The following is a 16,052-nucleotide window of genomic DNA, read 5'->3' on the forward strand; positions in this document are numbered from 1 at the left end:
GGACAGCCGCCTGAGCACACATGCCTTCCGGCCCGGGCCGCTGCGGCGGGAGCTACCTCGTGAGGGGTGGGAGGATGGTTCGCATGGATGTGCGCCGCAGAAATCACGTGACCGTGACCGGCCGCGAAGACGGGCCGGTCGTGATGCTGGCCCACGGCTTCGGGTGCGACCAGAACATGTGGCGCCTGGTGGTACCGACGCTGGAGCAGGACTTCCGGGTGGTCCTCTTCGACCACGTGGGCGCCGGCCAGTCGGACCTGTCGGCGTGGAGCGAGGAACGGTACGCCTCGCTGGACGGCTACGCGCAGGACGTTCTGGAGATCTGCCGGGACCTGGACCTCGGTCCCGTGGTCTTCGTGGGGCATTCGGTCAGCGCCATGATCGGCGTACTGGCCGCCCGCGTCGACCCGGAGCGCTTCGCGGGGATGGTGCTGCTCACTCCGTCGCCCTGCTACATCGACGACCCGGCGGCCGGCTACCGGGGCGGGTTCAGCGCCGAGGACATCGATGAGCTTCTGGAGTCGCTGGAATCGAACTATCTGGGCTGGTCGTCGGCGATGGCGCCGGTCATCATGGGCAACCCGGAGCGTCCGGAACTGGGCCAGGAGCTGACCAACAGCTTCTGCCGCACCGACCCGAAGATCGCCCGGGTCTTCGCCCGCGCCACGTTCCTGTCCGACAACCGGGCCGACCTGGCCTCGCTGACCATACCCACCCTGATCGCGCAGTGCTCAAGCGACGCGATCGCCCCGCCGGAGGTGGGTGCGTTCGTCCACGCAGAGATCGCCGGCAGCCAGCTGGTCACCCTGACCGCGACCGGGCACTGCCCGCAGCTGAGCGCGCCCGAGGCCACAGCGGCTGCCATCGCCACGTTCGCGTCCCGCGTGGGCCGGTGATGTGCACAACCGGCGACGGCCGTAACCACCACCCGGGCCCGGCCCCGGAAGAGGTGCCGGACACCGAGCGCGCCCGGTTCTCCGCCCTGCTGGAAGACAGCGCGGAAGACCTCTACGAGAACGCGCCCTGCGGCTACCTCTCCACCCGGATGGACGGGCAGATCGCCAAGGTCAACACGACCCTGCTGCACTGGCTCGGTTACCAACGCGACGACCTGGTCGGACGCAAGCGGTTCGCCGACCTGCTCACCGTGGGCGGCAAGCTGTACCACGAGACGCACTTCGCCCCACTGCTGCGCATGCAGGGCGAGGTCCGCGGCATCGCTCTGGACCTCAAAGCCGCGGACGGCAGCCGGCTGCCGGTCCTGGTGACCTCCACCGTCAAAACGGGCAGCGACGGTGAGCCGCTGCTGATCCGCACCACGGTCTTCGACGCCCGTGACCGCCGCGCCTACGAAACGGAACTGCTACGTGCCCGGCAGGAAGCCGAACGGGAACGCGAACGCATTCAACGCCTGGCCAACACGCTGCAGAAGTCGCTGCTGCCGCCCACCCTGGTCAGCATTCCCGGCCTGGACGTGGCCGCGCACTACCACATCGCCTCCATCGACGAGGTCGGTGGCGACTTCTACGACCTGTTCCCCCTCGCCAAGGGCACCTGGGGGCTCTTCCTGGGGGACGTGTGCGGCAAGGGAGCCGCCGCGGCAGCCGTCACCTCTCTGACCCGCTACACCCTGCGGGCCGCCGCCGTCTACAACCCCGACCCGGCCGCCGCGCTGGCCAACCTCAACACCGTGCTCAACCACGAGTACAGCGGAACCGACCCGCGGTTCTGCACCGTCATCTTCGGCCTGCTCACCCCATGCGACGACGGCGGCTTCCGGATCGTCCTGGCCGCCGGCGGGCACCCGCCGGCGGTGCTGATGCGCGCCGACGGCACCGCCGACTACGTGCACACCCCCGGCGGACAGCTCATCGGCGTCCTGTCCGACCCCCACATCGCCACCACCACCGTCCGCCTCGCCCCGGGCGACACTCTGCTCCTCTATACGGACGGCCTCACCGAGGCCCATACCGACCAATCCGGCGGACGCTACGGCGACGAAGCACTACTCGACTTCGTCCGCGCCCTGACCCCCACCACCGCACCCGACGCCATCGCGGCACTGAGAAGCCTGCTCGAAACCCTCGGCGCCGGTGTGGACGACGACACCGCCGTCCTCGCCATCAGCGTCCCCCCACAAGCCGGTGAAGAACAGCAGTGAGCGACCTGACCATCCACACCCGCACCGCCCGCAGCGGCCCCGTCCTCGAACTGGTCGGCGAACTCGACCACGACAGTGCCCCCGAGGTCCACGCACACCTTCCGCACCTGGTCCTCAGGCCGGTCAGGTACTCGTGATCGATCTGAGCGGCATCACCGTCTGCGACTCCAGCGGCATCACCGTCCTCATCGCCGCCCGCAACCAAGCCCTGCGGGCCCGGGCGGACATCGTGCTGGCCGCCGTACCGGAGCGCATCGACCGGATCTTCCGCATCGTCGGCCTGCACCAGGTCTTCCCCACCCATCCCACTGCCCGGTCCGCCACGGACGCCTGGAAGGCACCGACCTCGTAGACCGATGTCGGTACCAGGCCCGGCGTTTACGGTGTCGGCCGGTTCCCGGCGGCCGGCGGGACACCGACCCCGGCGCGGAGGTGAGGAAGGACGGCGTACCGCTCCTCCGCCCCCGACCCGCCCTCGGCCTGCCGGCCGTCCATCGGCGTAGGCTTCGCTCAGCACGGAAGCGACGGGGGAGCGCATGAGGGCGGACAGAGCACAGAGATGGGCGTCGACCCTCGATTCGGTCGTGGTGTACGCGCAGGGCGCGGTCTGCCGCCGTCTGGCCCGGGGCAGCGTGCCGGCGAACGGCCGGCTGCGGGTGACGGGACTGCCCCGCTCGCTGGACCCGGGGTCACTGCGGGCCCGAGTGGTACACGCTCCCGGCGTGCGCGTCACCGAGGCCCGGATCGAGGTCGAAGCCGAGCCGTCGGACACCGGCACGCCCGACGGGCTGCGGCGCGAGGTGGAGCGGCTGCACGACGAGTATGCGGCGGCGCGGGGACGCCGAGACCGGCAGCTCGGGCTGATCGAAGAAGTCACGGCCCTGCACCCGGTCCCACCGGCCCGCAAGCGCGAAGACCCGCACCGTCGCACCCCGGTCGACGCGTGGCTGAAGCTCGCCGACTTCGTCGACGAACGGCTGACGAACCTGCACACCCGCCTCGTCGAGCTGGAAGAGGCACTGCGCCACGCCGAGCACGAGCTCACCGTCGCCGCGGACAGACTCGCCCGCGCCTCCACCGATGCCCCGTCGGCCCACGTGCGGACCACGGTCTCCGCACTCCTGACCCTCGACGGCACCGGTGATGTCGAGCTGGAACTCGAATACGGGGTGCCGGGCGCCGTCTGGGTGCCGGCCTACCGTCTCAGCCACCGTCAGGGCGACGGCAGCGGCCGTCTGGTACTGCGCGCCTCGGTCGCCCAGCGCACCGGGGAGGACTGGACCGGCGTGCGCGTCGCCCTGGCCACCGCCGACCTGCGGCGCCGCACCGACCTGCCGAGGCTCCGCTCGATCCGCATCGGGCGCAGTCAGCCCGCCCCCGCGCCTTCCGGCTGGCGCGAGCCCCCGGCGGGGCTCGCCGACCTGTTCGCCGGGTACGACGCGGCAGGCCCCCGCTCCGCCCCGACGGTCGTACCCACCGCTGTCGGGGCCGGTTCCGCGCGGCCCGTGGCAGCCGGCGGCTCCGTGGCCGGTCCCGTTCCTCCACCACCGCCGCCGCCCGCACCGCAGGGAGGCCATGGCGGGCCGCCGGCTGCGTTCCCGGTGCCCGGCGGTGCCGCCGGCGGCCCCCCGGAGGCCTTCGGGGGCGGGACGCCCGACCTCGCGCAGCCGGTCCGGTCGCGACCGGCTGGCATGCCGCGTACCGGCGGCAGACCCTTCGCGGCTGCGGCGGCCATGGCGCCTGCCGCTCCGGCGGCCATGGCGCCTGCGGCTCCGGCAGCCGTATCACCCGTGGCTCCTGGCGGGGCCGCGCCGCCGCCTCCCCCTCCGGGACCGGCGACGGCACACGAGGCGTGGGCCGAGGTCGCGGCCGGTCCGCCGCAGCCGAGCGGCGCCGAGCTCGACTACGCCGCCCTCGTCCTGGCCGGCCCCGACGAGCAGGGCGGTCGCAGAGGCAGGCTGTTCCCCGACGCGCCCTTCGACCCGGTGGCGGCCGAGTACCGCCACCGCGCCGAAGCGGTGGCCGCGCTGCCGCTGCCCGGGCACGCCGTGCGGCCCCGCGAGTCGGCGGGTTCCTTCGACCACCGCTTCGATGCCACCGCCCGGGCCGACATTCCGTCGGACGGCACCTGGCACACCGTCACCGTCGGTGAGATCCCGGTCGGTCTGCGCACCGAGTACCTGTGCGTGCCGTCCGTGGAGCAGACCGTGTACGCGACGTTGGTGCTGTCCAACGCCACCGACCAGGTCCTGCTGGCCGGCCCGGTGGAGGTGACCGTCGACGACGACTTCCTGCTGACCGCCGCACTGCCCACGCTCGCCCCCGGCGGTGTCCGCCGGGTCGGGCTCGGGCCGGCCGAGGGCATCCGGGTCACCCGCCGTACGAACCTGTACGAGTCGACGTCGGGCCTGCGCCACAACACCACCGTGCTCGACCACCGCGTCCACGTGGAACTGGCCAACCGTCTCGCGAGGCCCGTCACCGTCGAGGTCCGCGAGCGGATACCCGTGACCTCCGATCCGGAGGTCCGGATCGAGGAACGGGCCGACTGGACGGCACCCGAACACGACGCGGGGCCCGATCACCACGCCCCGGGCACCCGCGTCTGGCGGGTGGACCTGCCCGCCGGCGGCACCGCCGCCCTCGACGGCGGCTATGAGATCCGCATCCCGGCCGGCAAGGCCCTGGTCGGCGGCAACCGCAGGAGCTGACACGCCATGTCCACGGCCCCGAAGCCGATCGCCCTCCCCGTCACCGCCGTCACCTGTCTGGAGGATCGCGCCCTCGTCGAGCGCGCCGTCGTGCTCGACCTGGAGGCCGGCATCCAGCGGCTGCGTCTCGGGCCGGTCAGCGCGCTGGCCGTCGACCGTTCCCTCCATGCCGAACTGACCGCCGATCGTCCGGCGACCGTGCTCGACGTGCGGATCGTGCGCACCTGGACGCCGCGCGGGCCGCTGCCGTCCACCGACGACGGTTCCGCCCTGCGCCACCGCGTGCACACCCTCGAGGAGGAGCGGCTCGCCCTGGAGCAGCGGCGCGATCGGCTGCGTGCCCGACTCGACCTGCTCGGCCGCCTCGCCGCCGACCTGCTGCGGGACATTCGCGAAGGCGCCGGTTCCGGGGAGGCCGAAGGGCCCCGCTGGGGCCGCGAACTGGACCGGGTGGACGGCGAACGCGACTCGTACGGCGAGCAACTGCGCACCGTGGAGGTCCGGCTGGCCGCCGTCGCCGCCGAGCTGGGGGAGGCCCGGCGGGCCATGGACCTCGCCGAGCAGGAGCCCGCCGAGCTGGTCGGCCACATCGAGCTGACCGTGGAGGCTGCGGTCGCCGGGCCGGTCGGGGTGCGCCTGAGCCACCTCGTCCCGTGTGCGCTGTGGCGACCCGCCTACCGGGCCCTGCTCGACGGGGACTCCCTGACGCTGGAGACCGACGCGATGGTCTGGCAGCGCACCGGCGAGGACTGGTCGGACGTACGGCTGACACTGTCGACGGCCCGGTCGGCGCAGGCCACCGACCCACCGCGGCTGGGAGAGGACCGGTTGACGCTCACGGACCGTTCCGCCGCGGAGCGCCGCACGGTCGACGTCGAGCTGCGCGAGGAGGGGATCGGGACTCTCGGCCCGGCCCCGGTGCTCGGCCTTCCGGGGGTGGACGACGGCGGTGAGACGCGGGTGCTGCATGCCTCCGCGCCGGTCTCCGTGCCGGCGGACGGTCGTGCCCACCGGGTGCCGCTCTCCGTCTGCACCACGGCCGCGAGCAGCGAGTACGCCTGCTCGCCCGAGCTGTCCCCGCTGGTCACGCAGGTGGTGCGGTTCAGCAACCCGTCCGGTCACGCGCTGCTCGCCGGACCCGTGGACCTGGTCCGCGGCAGCGGATTCAGCGGCCGGGGCACGCTGGACTTCACCGCCCCCGGCGCCCCCGTCGAGCTCGCCTTCGGCAGCTGCGACGACTTCCGGGTGGTCCGGCAGGCCGAGGAGGCCCGTGACTCCGTCGGAATGACCCAGCGAACCGTGGTCACCCGCACGGTCCGGCTGCACCTGTCCCGGTTCTCCGCTCCCGGGGAGCACGGCGAACGGGTGGTCGTCCTCCGGGAGCGGATACCCGTCTCCGAGGTCTCGGCGGTGGACGTACGCCTGCGCGACGATGCCTGCTCCCCGGCGCCCGACAAGGTCGACGCCGAAGGTATCGCCCACTGGGAGGTCGCCCTCCCTCCCGGCGGCCGCCGCACGGTCACCCTGGTCTACGAGCTGTCGGCGAGCGCCAAAGTCGTCGGGCTCTGAACCCGGTGGTGGCGCAGGCCTGTTGCGCGAGGTCCGGTGTCTGCGCGTACCTCCTCGGAGGCTGCTGCTCGGCTGGAGCCGCCGTCCTGCGGTGACGCCGGGCGAGGGTCGTCGGGTGCCGGACACCAGAATCGGCGGCATCGACCCAACATCACGTTCGGGTGAACCTCGCTGATCACCGCAACTACATGGCTTCTGCACGAGTCGTACATGCGCACGTCATCATTCACGCCTCGGGGAGATCATGAACCAGCACCACCAACCAGGACACGTCGGACCCCAGCAGCCCCCGTGGGGCCCACCGTCCCCGACGCCGAAGCGGCCCTCCGCCGGAAAGATCGTCGGCTTCGGCTGCCTCGGCATCCTCGCCCTGTTCGTCGTCATCAGCGTCATCGGCGCCATCGCGGGAAGCGGGGACACCGGCGGCGACAAGGACGCCTCCGCCTCCGTCAGCAGCAGCGGTGGCAGCGACGACAAGGGAATCTCCGCTGCCGGGAGCAGTTCCCCCACGCCCACGCCGACACCCACTCCCACTCCCGTCCCGGAGAAGGGCACGACGAAGAGCGACGACGCCGACAAGGCGAGTCTGCCCGACATGAAGGGCAAGGGCCTTCAGTCCGCCCAAGACCAGGCGCAAGCCGCCGGGTTCTACAACCTGACCTCGCACGACGCACTCGGCCGCGGCCGCATGCAGGTCCTCGACCGCAACTGGAAGGTGTGCTTCCAGACCCCCGCGGCCGGCACCCGATCCACCGACGTCGAAGTCGACTTCGGCACGGTCAAACTCGAGGAGAACTGCCCGGCCAAGGACGCGGGCGCCGCCGTGAAGGAAGCCGGCGCGACGATGCCCGACTTCGTGGGCAAGTCCGTCAACGTCGCGCGCCAGGCGCTCGACAGCAGCACCAGCATCACCGTCAACGACGCCTCGGGTGACGACCGTTTGGTCCTCGTCGAGTCCAACTGGAAGGTGTGCTCCCAGACGCCCGCGGCCGGAAGCACGATCGACGGCAAGCCCGTGACGTTCACCGCGGTCAAGTTCGGCGAGTCCTGCTGACCCCCACCACCGCAGTGACCCACGGGTAGCCGGAAACCGGGCCCCGCCGCGGCATCCCTGCCACGGCGGGGCCCCTGCCACGCCCGCCGCTCCGCGGACGACGGCGTGGCAGGGCCTCTCCTCCGGTTCCGGGGCACGGCAATCGCGCCGTCATCGCAGAGCGAGGCAGGCCACCCCCACGACTCGGACGTGGGCACGCCTTCGTCAGCGCCTCCCTATCTCACCGCGGTGAGGGTGGCGTAGACGACGACGTTGCCCTGGTATCCGGTGCGCCTGGTGTAACCGCCGCCGCAGGTGATCACGCGTAGTTCGGCCCGGTCGGAACTGCCGTAGACCTTGTCATCGGGAAATCGTTCCTTGTCGTAGACCTCCACGGCGTCGACGGTGAATACGGCCGTGCGCTGGTCTGCCCGGTCGACCTCGATCGTGTTGCCTTTGGCGACGGAGCCGAGGCCGTAGAAGACGCCGGGCGCGCCGGTGGGCAGGTCCACGTGTCCCGTGGTGACGGCTGTCCCGACGGAGCCGGGCGTCGTGCCCCCGCCGTACCAGCCGGCGAGGCGGGGGTTGTCGGCTGGTGGGGGCCGTAGCGCCCCCGATGCGTCGAGGTCCAGCTTGGTCACGGGTGTGTCCACGCCGATGGCGGGGATCCGGAGCCGCAGTGGTGGTGCGGGCCGCAGCGGCTGGACGGCGGAGTCCGCTGCCGGGGGAGTGCGGCCGACGGTGGGGGCGGCCGGGGTGGGGAAGGCCTGGCCCACCGAAGGCTGCGGTGGCTGCCCGTCGTGCAGCGCGCCGGTCACCAGGAGCGTGCCTGCCACCAGTGTCCAGGCCAGAAGCTTGGCCGAAGGAGTGTACGAGGGCGAGGGAGCGGGGGTTTGGTGCCCGGGTGCCATCGTGTCTGAGCCTCTTGCTCGCAGCCGGGAGAGGGAGACGGAGAGCCGTACCTCACAGCTCCCGGTGAGGGAGGTACCGGGAGCCGGTGCGGCGCTACGCGGACGGTCAGGTGCGGTTCGCTTGCGAGCGGTTACGCACCCGCACGAGCCAACCGGCGGCACCTGCGGCGATCAGCACCCCGCCCAGCGCGAGCTGCGGAGCCGTGCTGTCGGTGTCTCCGAAACCGGCCTCGACGGCACCGTTGGGCTGGCGCGCCGTCAGCGAGTACGAATCCGTGATCTTGACCCGCGGTGGGCATTTGACGGTGACGGTGTCCGTGGTGGACTCGGTTCCTTCCGGCACCGTGAACCGGCCGGTGAGTACGCCCTTTCTCTCGCCTTCGAAGAGGTGGAACGCCCCTGCCACCTCGGACTTGCCCTTGCCGTAGGTCACGTCCGCGCCGCAGGCGGTCGTGCTGACGGTGACCGTGGAGCCGGAAGAGCCCGTCCGCGAACGGATGTCGAGACCTGAGTCACCGGCGGCGGCTGCGGCCGGAATCTGCAGCGCCAGGGCACCGACCACCAGTCCGATGCCAACGCCGACGTGTGTGTTGCCCAAGGAGTCCTCCAGTGAAGCTGCGTCCGGCCTGCCTGTATGGCGCCTTTTGTCTATTCCACTGATAAAACGATCCACGCCCCGTCACCTCCGCAACGTGGCAAATGGACACACTCCTCACTCGGCAGGCGTACCGATCGCCTCACTACGAGCATCTCTCGCTGCCTGTCGCTCCTGTCGCTCCTGTCACTGCCTGTCGCTGCCGCCCGAAGCAGAGCCAGAGGCGGTGGAGAATCTGTCCAGGGCCAGGCGCCACTTCTCGCGGCGCGGGCTTTACGGCGGGATGCGGGGGATGGTTCGGCCCCCGGTGTCCGACGCCCACTCTTCCGGCGGGAACAGCCGCCACCGCGGCGGGCGGGAGGCGGTGTCGGTCGCGGCACGGACTCTGGGACCACGACCTGGCAGGTCGCCTGCTTGCCTGCGCCCCGCGGTACGGCGGGGCAGCCGTTCGCCAGGATCCACCGCCGAGCATCCCCATCGCGGCGTGCGAAGGCGGGGCGCATGGGCAACTCACGGGCGTATCCGGTCTTTCGCGCCACTGACGCCGTCGAGGCGTGGACGCAGGCACTGCGTCTGAACGCTCTGCTGGAGGAGCGCGACGACGAGGTGACCCTGATGGCCGATCTGTTGACCGTCGAGGACGCGCGGCGGATGGCCGCGGTGCTGCCCGAGGCCGAGTTCACCTACCCCAGTGCCCGGATGGATCCGGTGACACGTGACTTTCTCGACTTCGGGTTGGACATCTCCACGGCGGACGACTCCGCGCTGGAACCGGAACTTCCTCTGTCCGTCCTGCACTACGTCCCACCGGGCACCGTGGAGGACCGGTTCGTGGCGGCCGTGGGGCGGGGAATCGCCTCGATCGGCTTGCGCGGCAAGTGGCCGGACGACGCCGAGACGGATGCCTACGGCATTGCCAAGTACGACGGGTGGAGACCGTCTTCAACTGCGACGACGTCAACTGGTTGCAGCCGGCCGACCATCACACCGTCTTCGTCCACGTCGACAACTGGGGTGACCTTCCACGCGCCGAGAAGCTCGCCGCGCACCTGGGCGGAATCGTGTTGGGGGAGGCCCAGCACGGCTGGTGAGGGGTGCGGCGCCGGGAGATCCAGGTCACCGGCGGACCGTACAGCGCAGCGGACTTGCCCAAAGCCGGGGGCGGGCTCGTCCGTGCCGTCCGGCTGCTTGGGGCAGGTCGGCTGCGGTGGAGTACCGGCGGTCTACGGCTACATTCCGGGGCAGGCAGTCGAGCGGGGTCGTCATCTCCTCACTTCCGGAATCGGCGAACTGGTGCCTCTTCGATGAGGACCACTTCGAGGAACGAACCGATCATTCGCCGTCCGGCGGACCATGCCCCCGATGGTGCCGGGTGAATCTGTCGCAAGGCGCCTGCACCTACTGGCAGATGGCCTTCTCCACCCTCGGACAGAGGCCGGGTTCGTGCCGCTGGGCGACGAACGGGCCGCCCGGAGACGGAAAGCTGAAGGCATGCCGAGGACGGGGCGCGGGACGGGACGGGCCGCTGCCCCCTGACCGACCGGTCCGTGCCGCCCGCCGGCGGCGCACGGTCGGCCCGACAGCGGGACGGCACCACCGAAGTGCGCCCCGTGCGCCCGAGCATGAAAGCAGGCAGCAGATGTCGAACCGACGGAACGGCAAGCGGGACCTCGCCGGGCCGATCGCCGACAACCGGATCAGCCGGGGTTATCCGATGCTGTGCGCGGCGGTCTGGGTCTGGGTGGCCCTCGACGCCGTACCGGTCCAGCACGAGGACGCCTCGTTCGCGGCGGTGTGGCCGTGGCTGATCACCGCGCCGACCAGCCTGCCGCTCGCGCTCCTGCCGGTGGGCGAGGGAGCGGCCGGGCTGGCGCCGTCCATCGTGTCGAGGTGGTCGCGGCACTGGTGAACGCCTACCTGATCGGCGCGGTGGTCCGTCGCCTCCGGCGTGGCCGCCCGGCCGCCGCCTGACCGACTCGGCCTGCCGACCCCCGCCTCCGTCCCCATCCCCTCCCACCCACCCACCCCATCCATCCCACCCACACTCCACCTCTCACTCGCCGGCCAACAGCCCGATCCGGGCAGAAAGTGGTACCCGATGCATGTCAACCTCACCGCCGTGCTGGTCGCGGTCATCGTCATCGCCGTCGGCGTCACCGCCCTCGCCAGAGGCCGATGGTCCGGCCCGTGGTGGCTGGTGCTGGTCGGCGCCCTGGTGGCCTACCCCTTTTCCCACACCCTGTTGGACCGTGTGGAGGACGCCCCCGACGGCTGGATCCGCTGGGCGTTCCAGGTGGCGGGCGGCATGTTGGTGGCAGTCCTGGTGGCCCCCTTGTACCACCGGCTGCGTAGGCCGGACACCAGGACTGGGCAGGGGAGCGGAGGCCAGGAGGACACCCGCCCGGCCGACGCGCCGTGTGTCCTGCCCTGACCACCTCCATGGTGTGGGCAGCGCGCGGCGAACCGGCATCGTCCACGCGCCATTGTGCTGCGGGCGGTGGTGTCGCGGCGCCCGGTCGGTGGACCGTCACCGATCGGGCCCTGCTCACCGTGGACTCACGCCGGGTGAGAGTCTGCCGCGCTGCCGCCGCCCGCAGCAGGACGTGGGGTGCCGGAGCCACCACGCCAGGGCCGGGCCGCCGCGGTCGAGGTCCTTGCGTCCGGCGCGGAAAGCCTGTCCAACTGGCGGCGCAGCCGGTCCTGGAGTGGGTCGACGAGCGCGCGACCCGTGGCCTCCTCGGCGAGTACGACCACCGCACCGGTCATGCCGGTTCCTCTCCCGGAAGCGCGGTGGGATGTCCCGACGTCGTTCAGGCCGCCGAGCCGGGCAGCCACAGGTCGGCCGCCGAAGACCTCGCAGCGGATGCGCTGTTCGGGGATCCCGGCACTCAGCAGTTGTGCGCGGACGTTTCCCGGCCGCCGTCGTACCGCACCGGGTGGACGACGCCTGACCGACGCCTCAGAGGCTCGCCGCGTGATCAGGGACGTAGGTCTGCAGATCACGCGGCGGGCGCTCGTAGCCGGTCGACGGCGGCCTGGGCGGCAGATCGAGCACTGGCGGTGGGACCTCGTGATACGGCAGGGAGTCCAGCAGGTGGGCGATCATGTTCAGCCGGGCCCGCCGCTTGTCGTCGCTCTCGACGACGTACCACGGCGCCTCGGCGATGTCCGTATGCACCAGCATCGCGTCCTTGGCCCGGGAGTACGCCTCCCAGCGGGTGATCGACTCCAGGTCCATGGGTGACAGCTTCCAGCGCCGCAGCGGATCCTCCAGCCGCTTGCGGAACCGCTCCTGCTGCTCGGTGTCGCTCACCGAGAACCAGTACTTGCGCAGCAGGATCCCGTCCTCCACCAGCATCCGTTCGAAGATCGGGCACTGCCGCAGGAAGAGCTGGTACTCCTCGTTCGTGCAGAAACCCATCACGTGCTCGACCCCGGCCCGGTTGTACCAGGACCGGTCGAACAGCACGATCTCCCCGGCCGCCGGCAGATGCTCCACGTAACGCTGGAAGTACCACTGCGTGCGCTCGCGCTCGGTCGGCTTGGGCAGCGCCGCGATGCGTGCGACACGCGGGTTGAGGTGTTCGGCGACCCGCTTGATGGTGCCGCCCTTGCCGGCCGCGTCCCGGCCCTCGAAGACCACGACCAGCCGGGCGCCCTCGGCGCGCACCCACTCCTGCACTTTCACCAGCTCCGTCTGCAGGCGCAGCAGCTCCTGCTCGTATGCCGCGCGTGGCACCTTCGTCGCCTTCTTGCCGGCCATGCCGCCTCCCTCGCCCGAGGACCCACGTCGATGACTTCAACGTATCTCGCGACGTCTGGGGCGATCCCGCCTTCCGTCTCCTCCCCCCCGGGTCTCCACTCGGTTCACCGGCACCCTTTGTCACGGACGACCACGGCCCCTGCCGTGCCTGGGGTCAGGTGGCCCTCCCGTGCCCTGTGCCGGGCGATGGGCCACACGGCTCCATGGCCGGCCACACGGCTCCATGGCCGGGCACACGGCCGATGGCCGGGCCGCCCGGCACCACGGTCGGGCCCTTCGGCACCCAGTGCCGGACGAGTCCCGGATCGCCGCGCTGGTCCGCACACCCTCGTACGGGCCGACGATCCCGCCTTCGGCCGGCCCACGAAGTCGTCGGTCAGGTGTACTCCCGCAAGTTCGCCGAGCCGCCCGCACGCAGGCCGGCTGACACATAGCCAAGGACGGCAGAGGCTGCCGCCGCGTGGTCCCCTCCCCGCCGCCCGCACGGATCCTGGGGACCGGAGACCATCCACGGTCTCCTGGACAGCGGCGTCTTGGTCATCTGCGCCGGAGGGCGGAGGCGCCTCCGTGACCGCCGACAACGACACCGGTGCGCTGACCGGCGTCGAGGCGGTTGTCGACAGGGACCGCACGGCGGCCTTGCTCGCCGAGGACCTCGAGTCGCACCCTCGGCCGGGGTGGCGGCGGGCAGGCCGCGGGCGGGCACCCACCCATTCGAGAAGTGGGCCGCTTACGCAAAGCGTGGACGCTCATCGGCCTGTCCTGTCGGCGAGGGCCGGGCGGCCCTCCATGCAAATCCTCAAGTGATGTCGAGAGCAATGCACAGTATCGGCGTCGCGATGGGCACGACTCCTTCACATTTTCGTTTCTCTCCGTAATTCAACATAAGCGGAGAGCGATCGATGTGACGCAAAGTCCTCTTGAACCGGCCTGAGGGCGGCAAAAGACTGCTGCGGAACAAGGCCGCACTCCCGCCCCGACCCCCCCCGCGGCAGCGCAGTCACGATCGCAAAGTGAGGAGAACGTCGATGCCCGACGCCGGCCGTCGAGACGCCACACACTCGATCACGCTGACAGACGGCTCCGCCATCCGGACCCGGGAGGCGGCCGCCGCCGACCTGGCCCCGGTCCAGGAACTGCACCGCCGTTGCTCGCTGGGCAGCCGAGCCCTGCGGTACCACGCGGGCAAGTCCGGGCTCTCACCTGCCGAATGGCGTCAGTTGTCCAGCCCGGAGCGCGGCACCACGCTGGTGACCACTCCGGCCGAGCGTACGGACCACATCATCGCCATGACCAACGTCATGCGCACCGATCAACAAGGGGTGGGGGAACTCGCGATCCTGGTCGAGGACGCGTGGCAGGCCAGGGGGCTGGGCACCGCGCTGGCCCACCATGCGGCGGCCGTTGCCCGCGACGAGGGACACCACACACTGGCCGCCGCGGTGGCGGCGAGCAACAAGCCGATGCTGCACATCCTGGAGAAACTGGACGCGACGCCGGTCGATGCCACAGGGTCCGTGCTCGACCTCCGGATCCCTCTCTGAGTGCGCACGCGCCCAGTCTGTGGATTCCCGCGACCGTCCGATGCCGGAGGAGGACAGGGACGGAAGCGGCCCGCCGCCGCGGTGGTGCGGTCTGGAGCACGTTCCGCTGGAGGCCACCCTTGCCGACCTCGCCACCTCCCTGACCTCCCACGCCCTGGAGAACCCCGAGCTGCGCCTGCTGGCCCGTGACCCGCACTCGGCCACCGGCCAGGTGCAGACGGTGCTGCTCATCGGCTACGGCCCAAGAGCCTGGCCACCCGCAACTCGGTGGGGCCGTCGCGCTGTGGCGGGTTTTCCGGGCGGCGGTGACGCCCGGCTCTCCGCAGGACGCCTGCGCGCCTACCCCGGCACTCCACAGGAGGTCGTCGCCTACTACCGCAAGGCGGCTGGCCGGCCACGGGAGAAGCCCCCGTCCCCGCGTGCAGATCCCGACCTGGAGGTGTGCTTCACCAGCCCACGTCGGATGCACAGGCCCTGAGCCCGGGGCGACTTACTGGCTCTTCGTGCCGCGAAGCGCATGGTGCTGAACGATCCGTGAGACGTCACGTGCGGTGATGATGCCTGCCAGGTGCTGCCCGTCGGTGACGAGGATGGGCAGGCCACTGCCCGGGGCGGGCCGTTCGAGCACGTCCTGCAGGAAGTCGTCCGGCGCGCAGGTGGTGCACCGCGACAATGGAGTCGCCACGTCACGTACGCGCAGTGTCTTTCGCTGCGGCGCGGGGATCCTCGCGAGCCGTGGGAGGTGAAGCAAGCCGCTGGGGCGCCCCTCGAAGTCGGTCAGCGCCAGGGTCGAGTGGCGGGTCCGGAAGGCCACGTCATCGACGCAGCGCTGCACGGTCAGCCAGTCCGGGCACGTCTCCACGGGACTCGACATGGCATCCGCCGCGCGCGTTGCGCGCAGGGCCGGGGCGAGCCGGGCGTGCTGGCGTTCCGCACTGGCGACGATCATGACGAAGAAGCCGATGACGGCCAGCCACAGCCCGGACAGGACGCCGCGCAGGACAGCGGTCCATCCACCGGCGATCAGCAGGATGCCGAGGGCCTGCCCGGCGCGTGCGGCTGCTCGCTCGGCACGGTCCTGGTCTCCGGTGCGCCACCACATCAGCGCCTGCACCACCCGTCCTCCGTCGAGCGGGGCGGCCGGCAGCAGGTTGAACACGGCCAGCACGAGATTCACCCAGCCGAGCCAGAGCAGGACGGCCACGGGCACCGCCCAGCCGGAGACACCGTCGAGCCCGACACCCGCGCCGAGAGCCGCCGCACCGACGGCCAGGCTGGTGAAGGGCCCGCTCACGGCCACCAGAAACGTCGCGCCGGCCGTGTGCGGCCTGCCCATGTCCGTCATCCCGCCCAGGGCCCACAGGGTGATGCTCCGGACCGGGATGCCCTTGCGGCGGGCGGTGATCGCGTGGGCGGCCTCATGGGCCAGCAGGCTCGCGAGGAGCAGCAGGGCACCGGCCCCGCCCGCGAGCGTGTAGGTGATGTCCGACTGGTCCGGAGTCATGGCCGGGAGCGTCCGACTGCCCAGGCTGTAGCCGAAGAGGATCACGAGCAGGGGCACGGTCCAGTGGATGCGCAGCGGCACCCCGAGAACGCGTCCCATCCGTACCGACCGGTTCATGGCCTCTCCTGCGGACAGCGGCGAGCAGTCCTCCGCCGGAGCGGACGCGCCGGGCCGTGCGGGATCGGACCGGCACGGTGTCTGCCTACTGCAAGTGTCACTCCGCGCGGGCGGCGCCGGGGGCGGGCGCTCTCCTGCCGGCCG

At 71.5% G+C, this 16,052-nt stretch carries 16 protein-coding genes; 12 read left to right on the top strand and 4 right to left on the bottom strand.

What is annotated here, in order from left to right:
• The first annotated feature begins 83 nt into the window (after positions 1-83).
• From ACF1A1_RS34205 to ACF1A1_RS34235, 7 genes are all read left to right on the top strand, one after another.
• Positions 84-896, top strand: a complete 813-nt coding sequence (locus tag ACF1A1_RS34205; RefSeq protein WP_392005317.1) for an alpha/beta fold hydrolase — start codon at positions 84-86, stop codon at positions 894-896.
• Positions 896-2,161 (top strand): PP2C family protein-serine/threonine phosphatase, encoded by a 1,266-nt coding sequence (locus ACF1A1_RS34210; RefSeq protein ID WP_392005319.1) that lies wholly within the window; start codon positions 896-898, stop codon positions 2,159-2,161. Before ACF1A1_RS34205 ends, ACF1A1_RS34210 begins: the two co-directional genes overlap by 1 nt.
• Positions 2,158-2,298 carry a hypothetical protein gene (locus tag ACF1A1_RS34215; protein WP_392005238.1) on the top strand — a complete coding sequence of 47 codons (141 nt, stop codon included), beginning with the start codon at positions 2,158-2,160 and terminating at the stop codon, positions 2,296-2,298. The genes ACF1A1_RS34210 and ACF1A1_RS34215 overlap by 4 nt, the downstream gene beginning before the upstream one ends.
• Positions 2,295-2,513, top strand: coding sequence for an STAS domain-containing protein (locus ACF1A1_RS34220; protein ID WP_392005240.1), 219 nt, complete (start codon positions 2,295-2,297; stop codon positions 2,511-2,513). Before ACF1A1_RS34215 ends, ACF1A1_RS34220 begins: the two co-directional genes overlap by 4 nt.
• 184 nt (positions 2,514-2,697) lie before the next feature.
• Positions 2,698-4,872, top strand: coding sequence for a DUF4139 domain-containing protein (locus tag ACF1A1_RS34225; RefSeq protein WP_392005242.1), 2,175 nt, complete (start codon positions 2,698-2,700; stop codon positions 4,870-4,872).
• A 6-nt stretch (positions 4,873-4,878) separates the two neighbouring features.
• Positions 4,879-6,441: a DUF4139 domain-containing protein gene (locus ACF1A1_RS34230; protein WP_392005244.1), complete on the top strand. Its 1,563-nt coding sequence runs from the start codon at positions 4,879-4,881 to the stop codon at positions 6,439-6,441.
• Between the two features lie 244 nt (positions 6,442-6,685).
• Complete coding sequence (locus ACF1A1_RS34235; RefSeq protein WP_392005246.1) at positions 6,686-7,495, top strand: PASTA domain-containing protein; 810 nt, start codon at positions 6,686-6,688, stop codon at positions 7,493-7,495.
• A gap of 215 nt (positions 7,496-7,710) precedes the next feature.
• On the opposite strand, the gene ACF1A1_RS34240 is transcribed toward ACF1A1_RS34235, so the two are convergent.
• Together ACF1A1_RS34240 and ACF1A1_RS34245 are read right to left on the bottom strand one after the other, a co-directional pair.
• Positions 7,711-8,385, bottom strand: a complete 675-nt coding sequence (locus ACF1A1_RS34240; protein WP_392005248.1) for a class F sortase — start codon at positions 8,383-8,385, stop codon at positions 7,711-7,713.
• Between the two features lie 106 nt (positions 8,386-8,491).
• Positions 8,492-8,983: a sortase gene (locus ACF1A1_RS34245; RefSeq protein WP_392005250.1), complete on the bottom strand. Its 492-nt coding sequence runs from the start codon at positions 8,981-8,983 to the stop codon at positions 8,492-8,494.
• Between the two features lie 926 nt (positions 8,984-9,909).
• On the opposite strand from ACF1A1_RS34245, the gene ACF1A1_RS34250 reads away from it, so the two are divergent.
• The 3 genes from ACF1A1_RS34250 to ACF1A1_RS34260 all read left to right on the top strand — a co-directional run bounded on the left by ACF1A1_RS34250 (position 9,910) and on the right by ACF1A1_RS34260 (position 11,411).
• Complete coding sequence (locus tag ACF1A1_RS34250; RefSeq protein ID WP_392005252.1) at positions 9,910-10,071, top strand: hypothetical protein; 162 nt, start codon at positions 9,910-9,912, stop codon at positions 10,069-10,071.
• Positions 10,072-10,619: 548 nt separating this feature from the next.
• Positions 10,620-10,889 carry an SCO4225 family membrane protein gene (locus ACF1A1_RS34255; protein WP_392005254.1) on the top strand — a complete coding sequence of 90 codons (270 nt, stop codon included), beginning with the start codon at positions 10,620-10,622 and terminating at the stop codon, positions 10,887-10,889.
• A gap of 189 nt (positions 10,890-11,078) precedes the next feature.
• A complete protein-coding gene (locus ACF1A1_RS34260) occupies positions 11,079-11,411 on the top strand; it encodes a hypothetical protein (protein WP_392005255.1) in 333 nt (110 codons plus the stop codon).
• 528 nt (positions 11,412-11,939) lie between these two features.
• On the opposite strand, the gene ppk2 is transcribed toward ACF1A1_RS34260, so the two are convergent.
• Positions 11,940-12,743, bottom strand: coding sequence for a polyphosphate kinase 2 (ppk2, locus tag ACF1A1_RS34265; RefSeq protein WP_392005257.1), 804 nt, complete (start codon positions 12,741-12,743; stop codon positions 11,940-11,942).
• A gap of 1,028 nt (positions 12,744-13,771) precedes the next feature.
• Here ppk2 and ACF1A1_RS34270 point away from each other — a divergent pair.
• On the top strand, positions 13,772-14,287 hold the full coding sequence (locus ACF1A1_RS34270) for a GNAT family N-acetyltransferase (protein ID WP_392005259.1): 516 nt from the start codon (positions 13,772-13,774) through the stop codon (positions 14,285-14,287).
• 40 nt (positions 14,288-14,327) lie between these two features.
• Entirely contained in the window at positions 14,328-14,765 is a 438-nt protein-coding gene (locus tag ACF1A1_RS34275; RefSeq protein ID WP_392005261.1) for a hypothetical protein, read from the top strand.
• 12 nt (positions 14,766-14,777) lie between these two features.
• Here ACF1A1_RS34275 and ACF1A1_RS34280 read toward each other — a convergent pair whose 3' ends face one another.
• Positions 14,778-15,908, bottom strand: coding sequence for a site-2 protease family protein (locus tag ACF1A1_RS34280; protein WP_392005263.1), 1,131 nt, complete (start codon positions 15,906-15,908; stop codon positions 14,778-14,780).
• Between the last annotated feature and the right edge of the window lie 144 nt (positions 15,909-16,052).

The organism is Streptomyces sp. NPDC014995 (assembly GCF_043080745.1).
Taxonomy (GTDB): Bacteria; Actinomycetota; Actinomycetes; order Streptomycetales; family Streptomycetaceae; genus Streptomyces.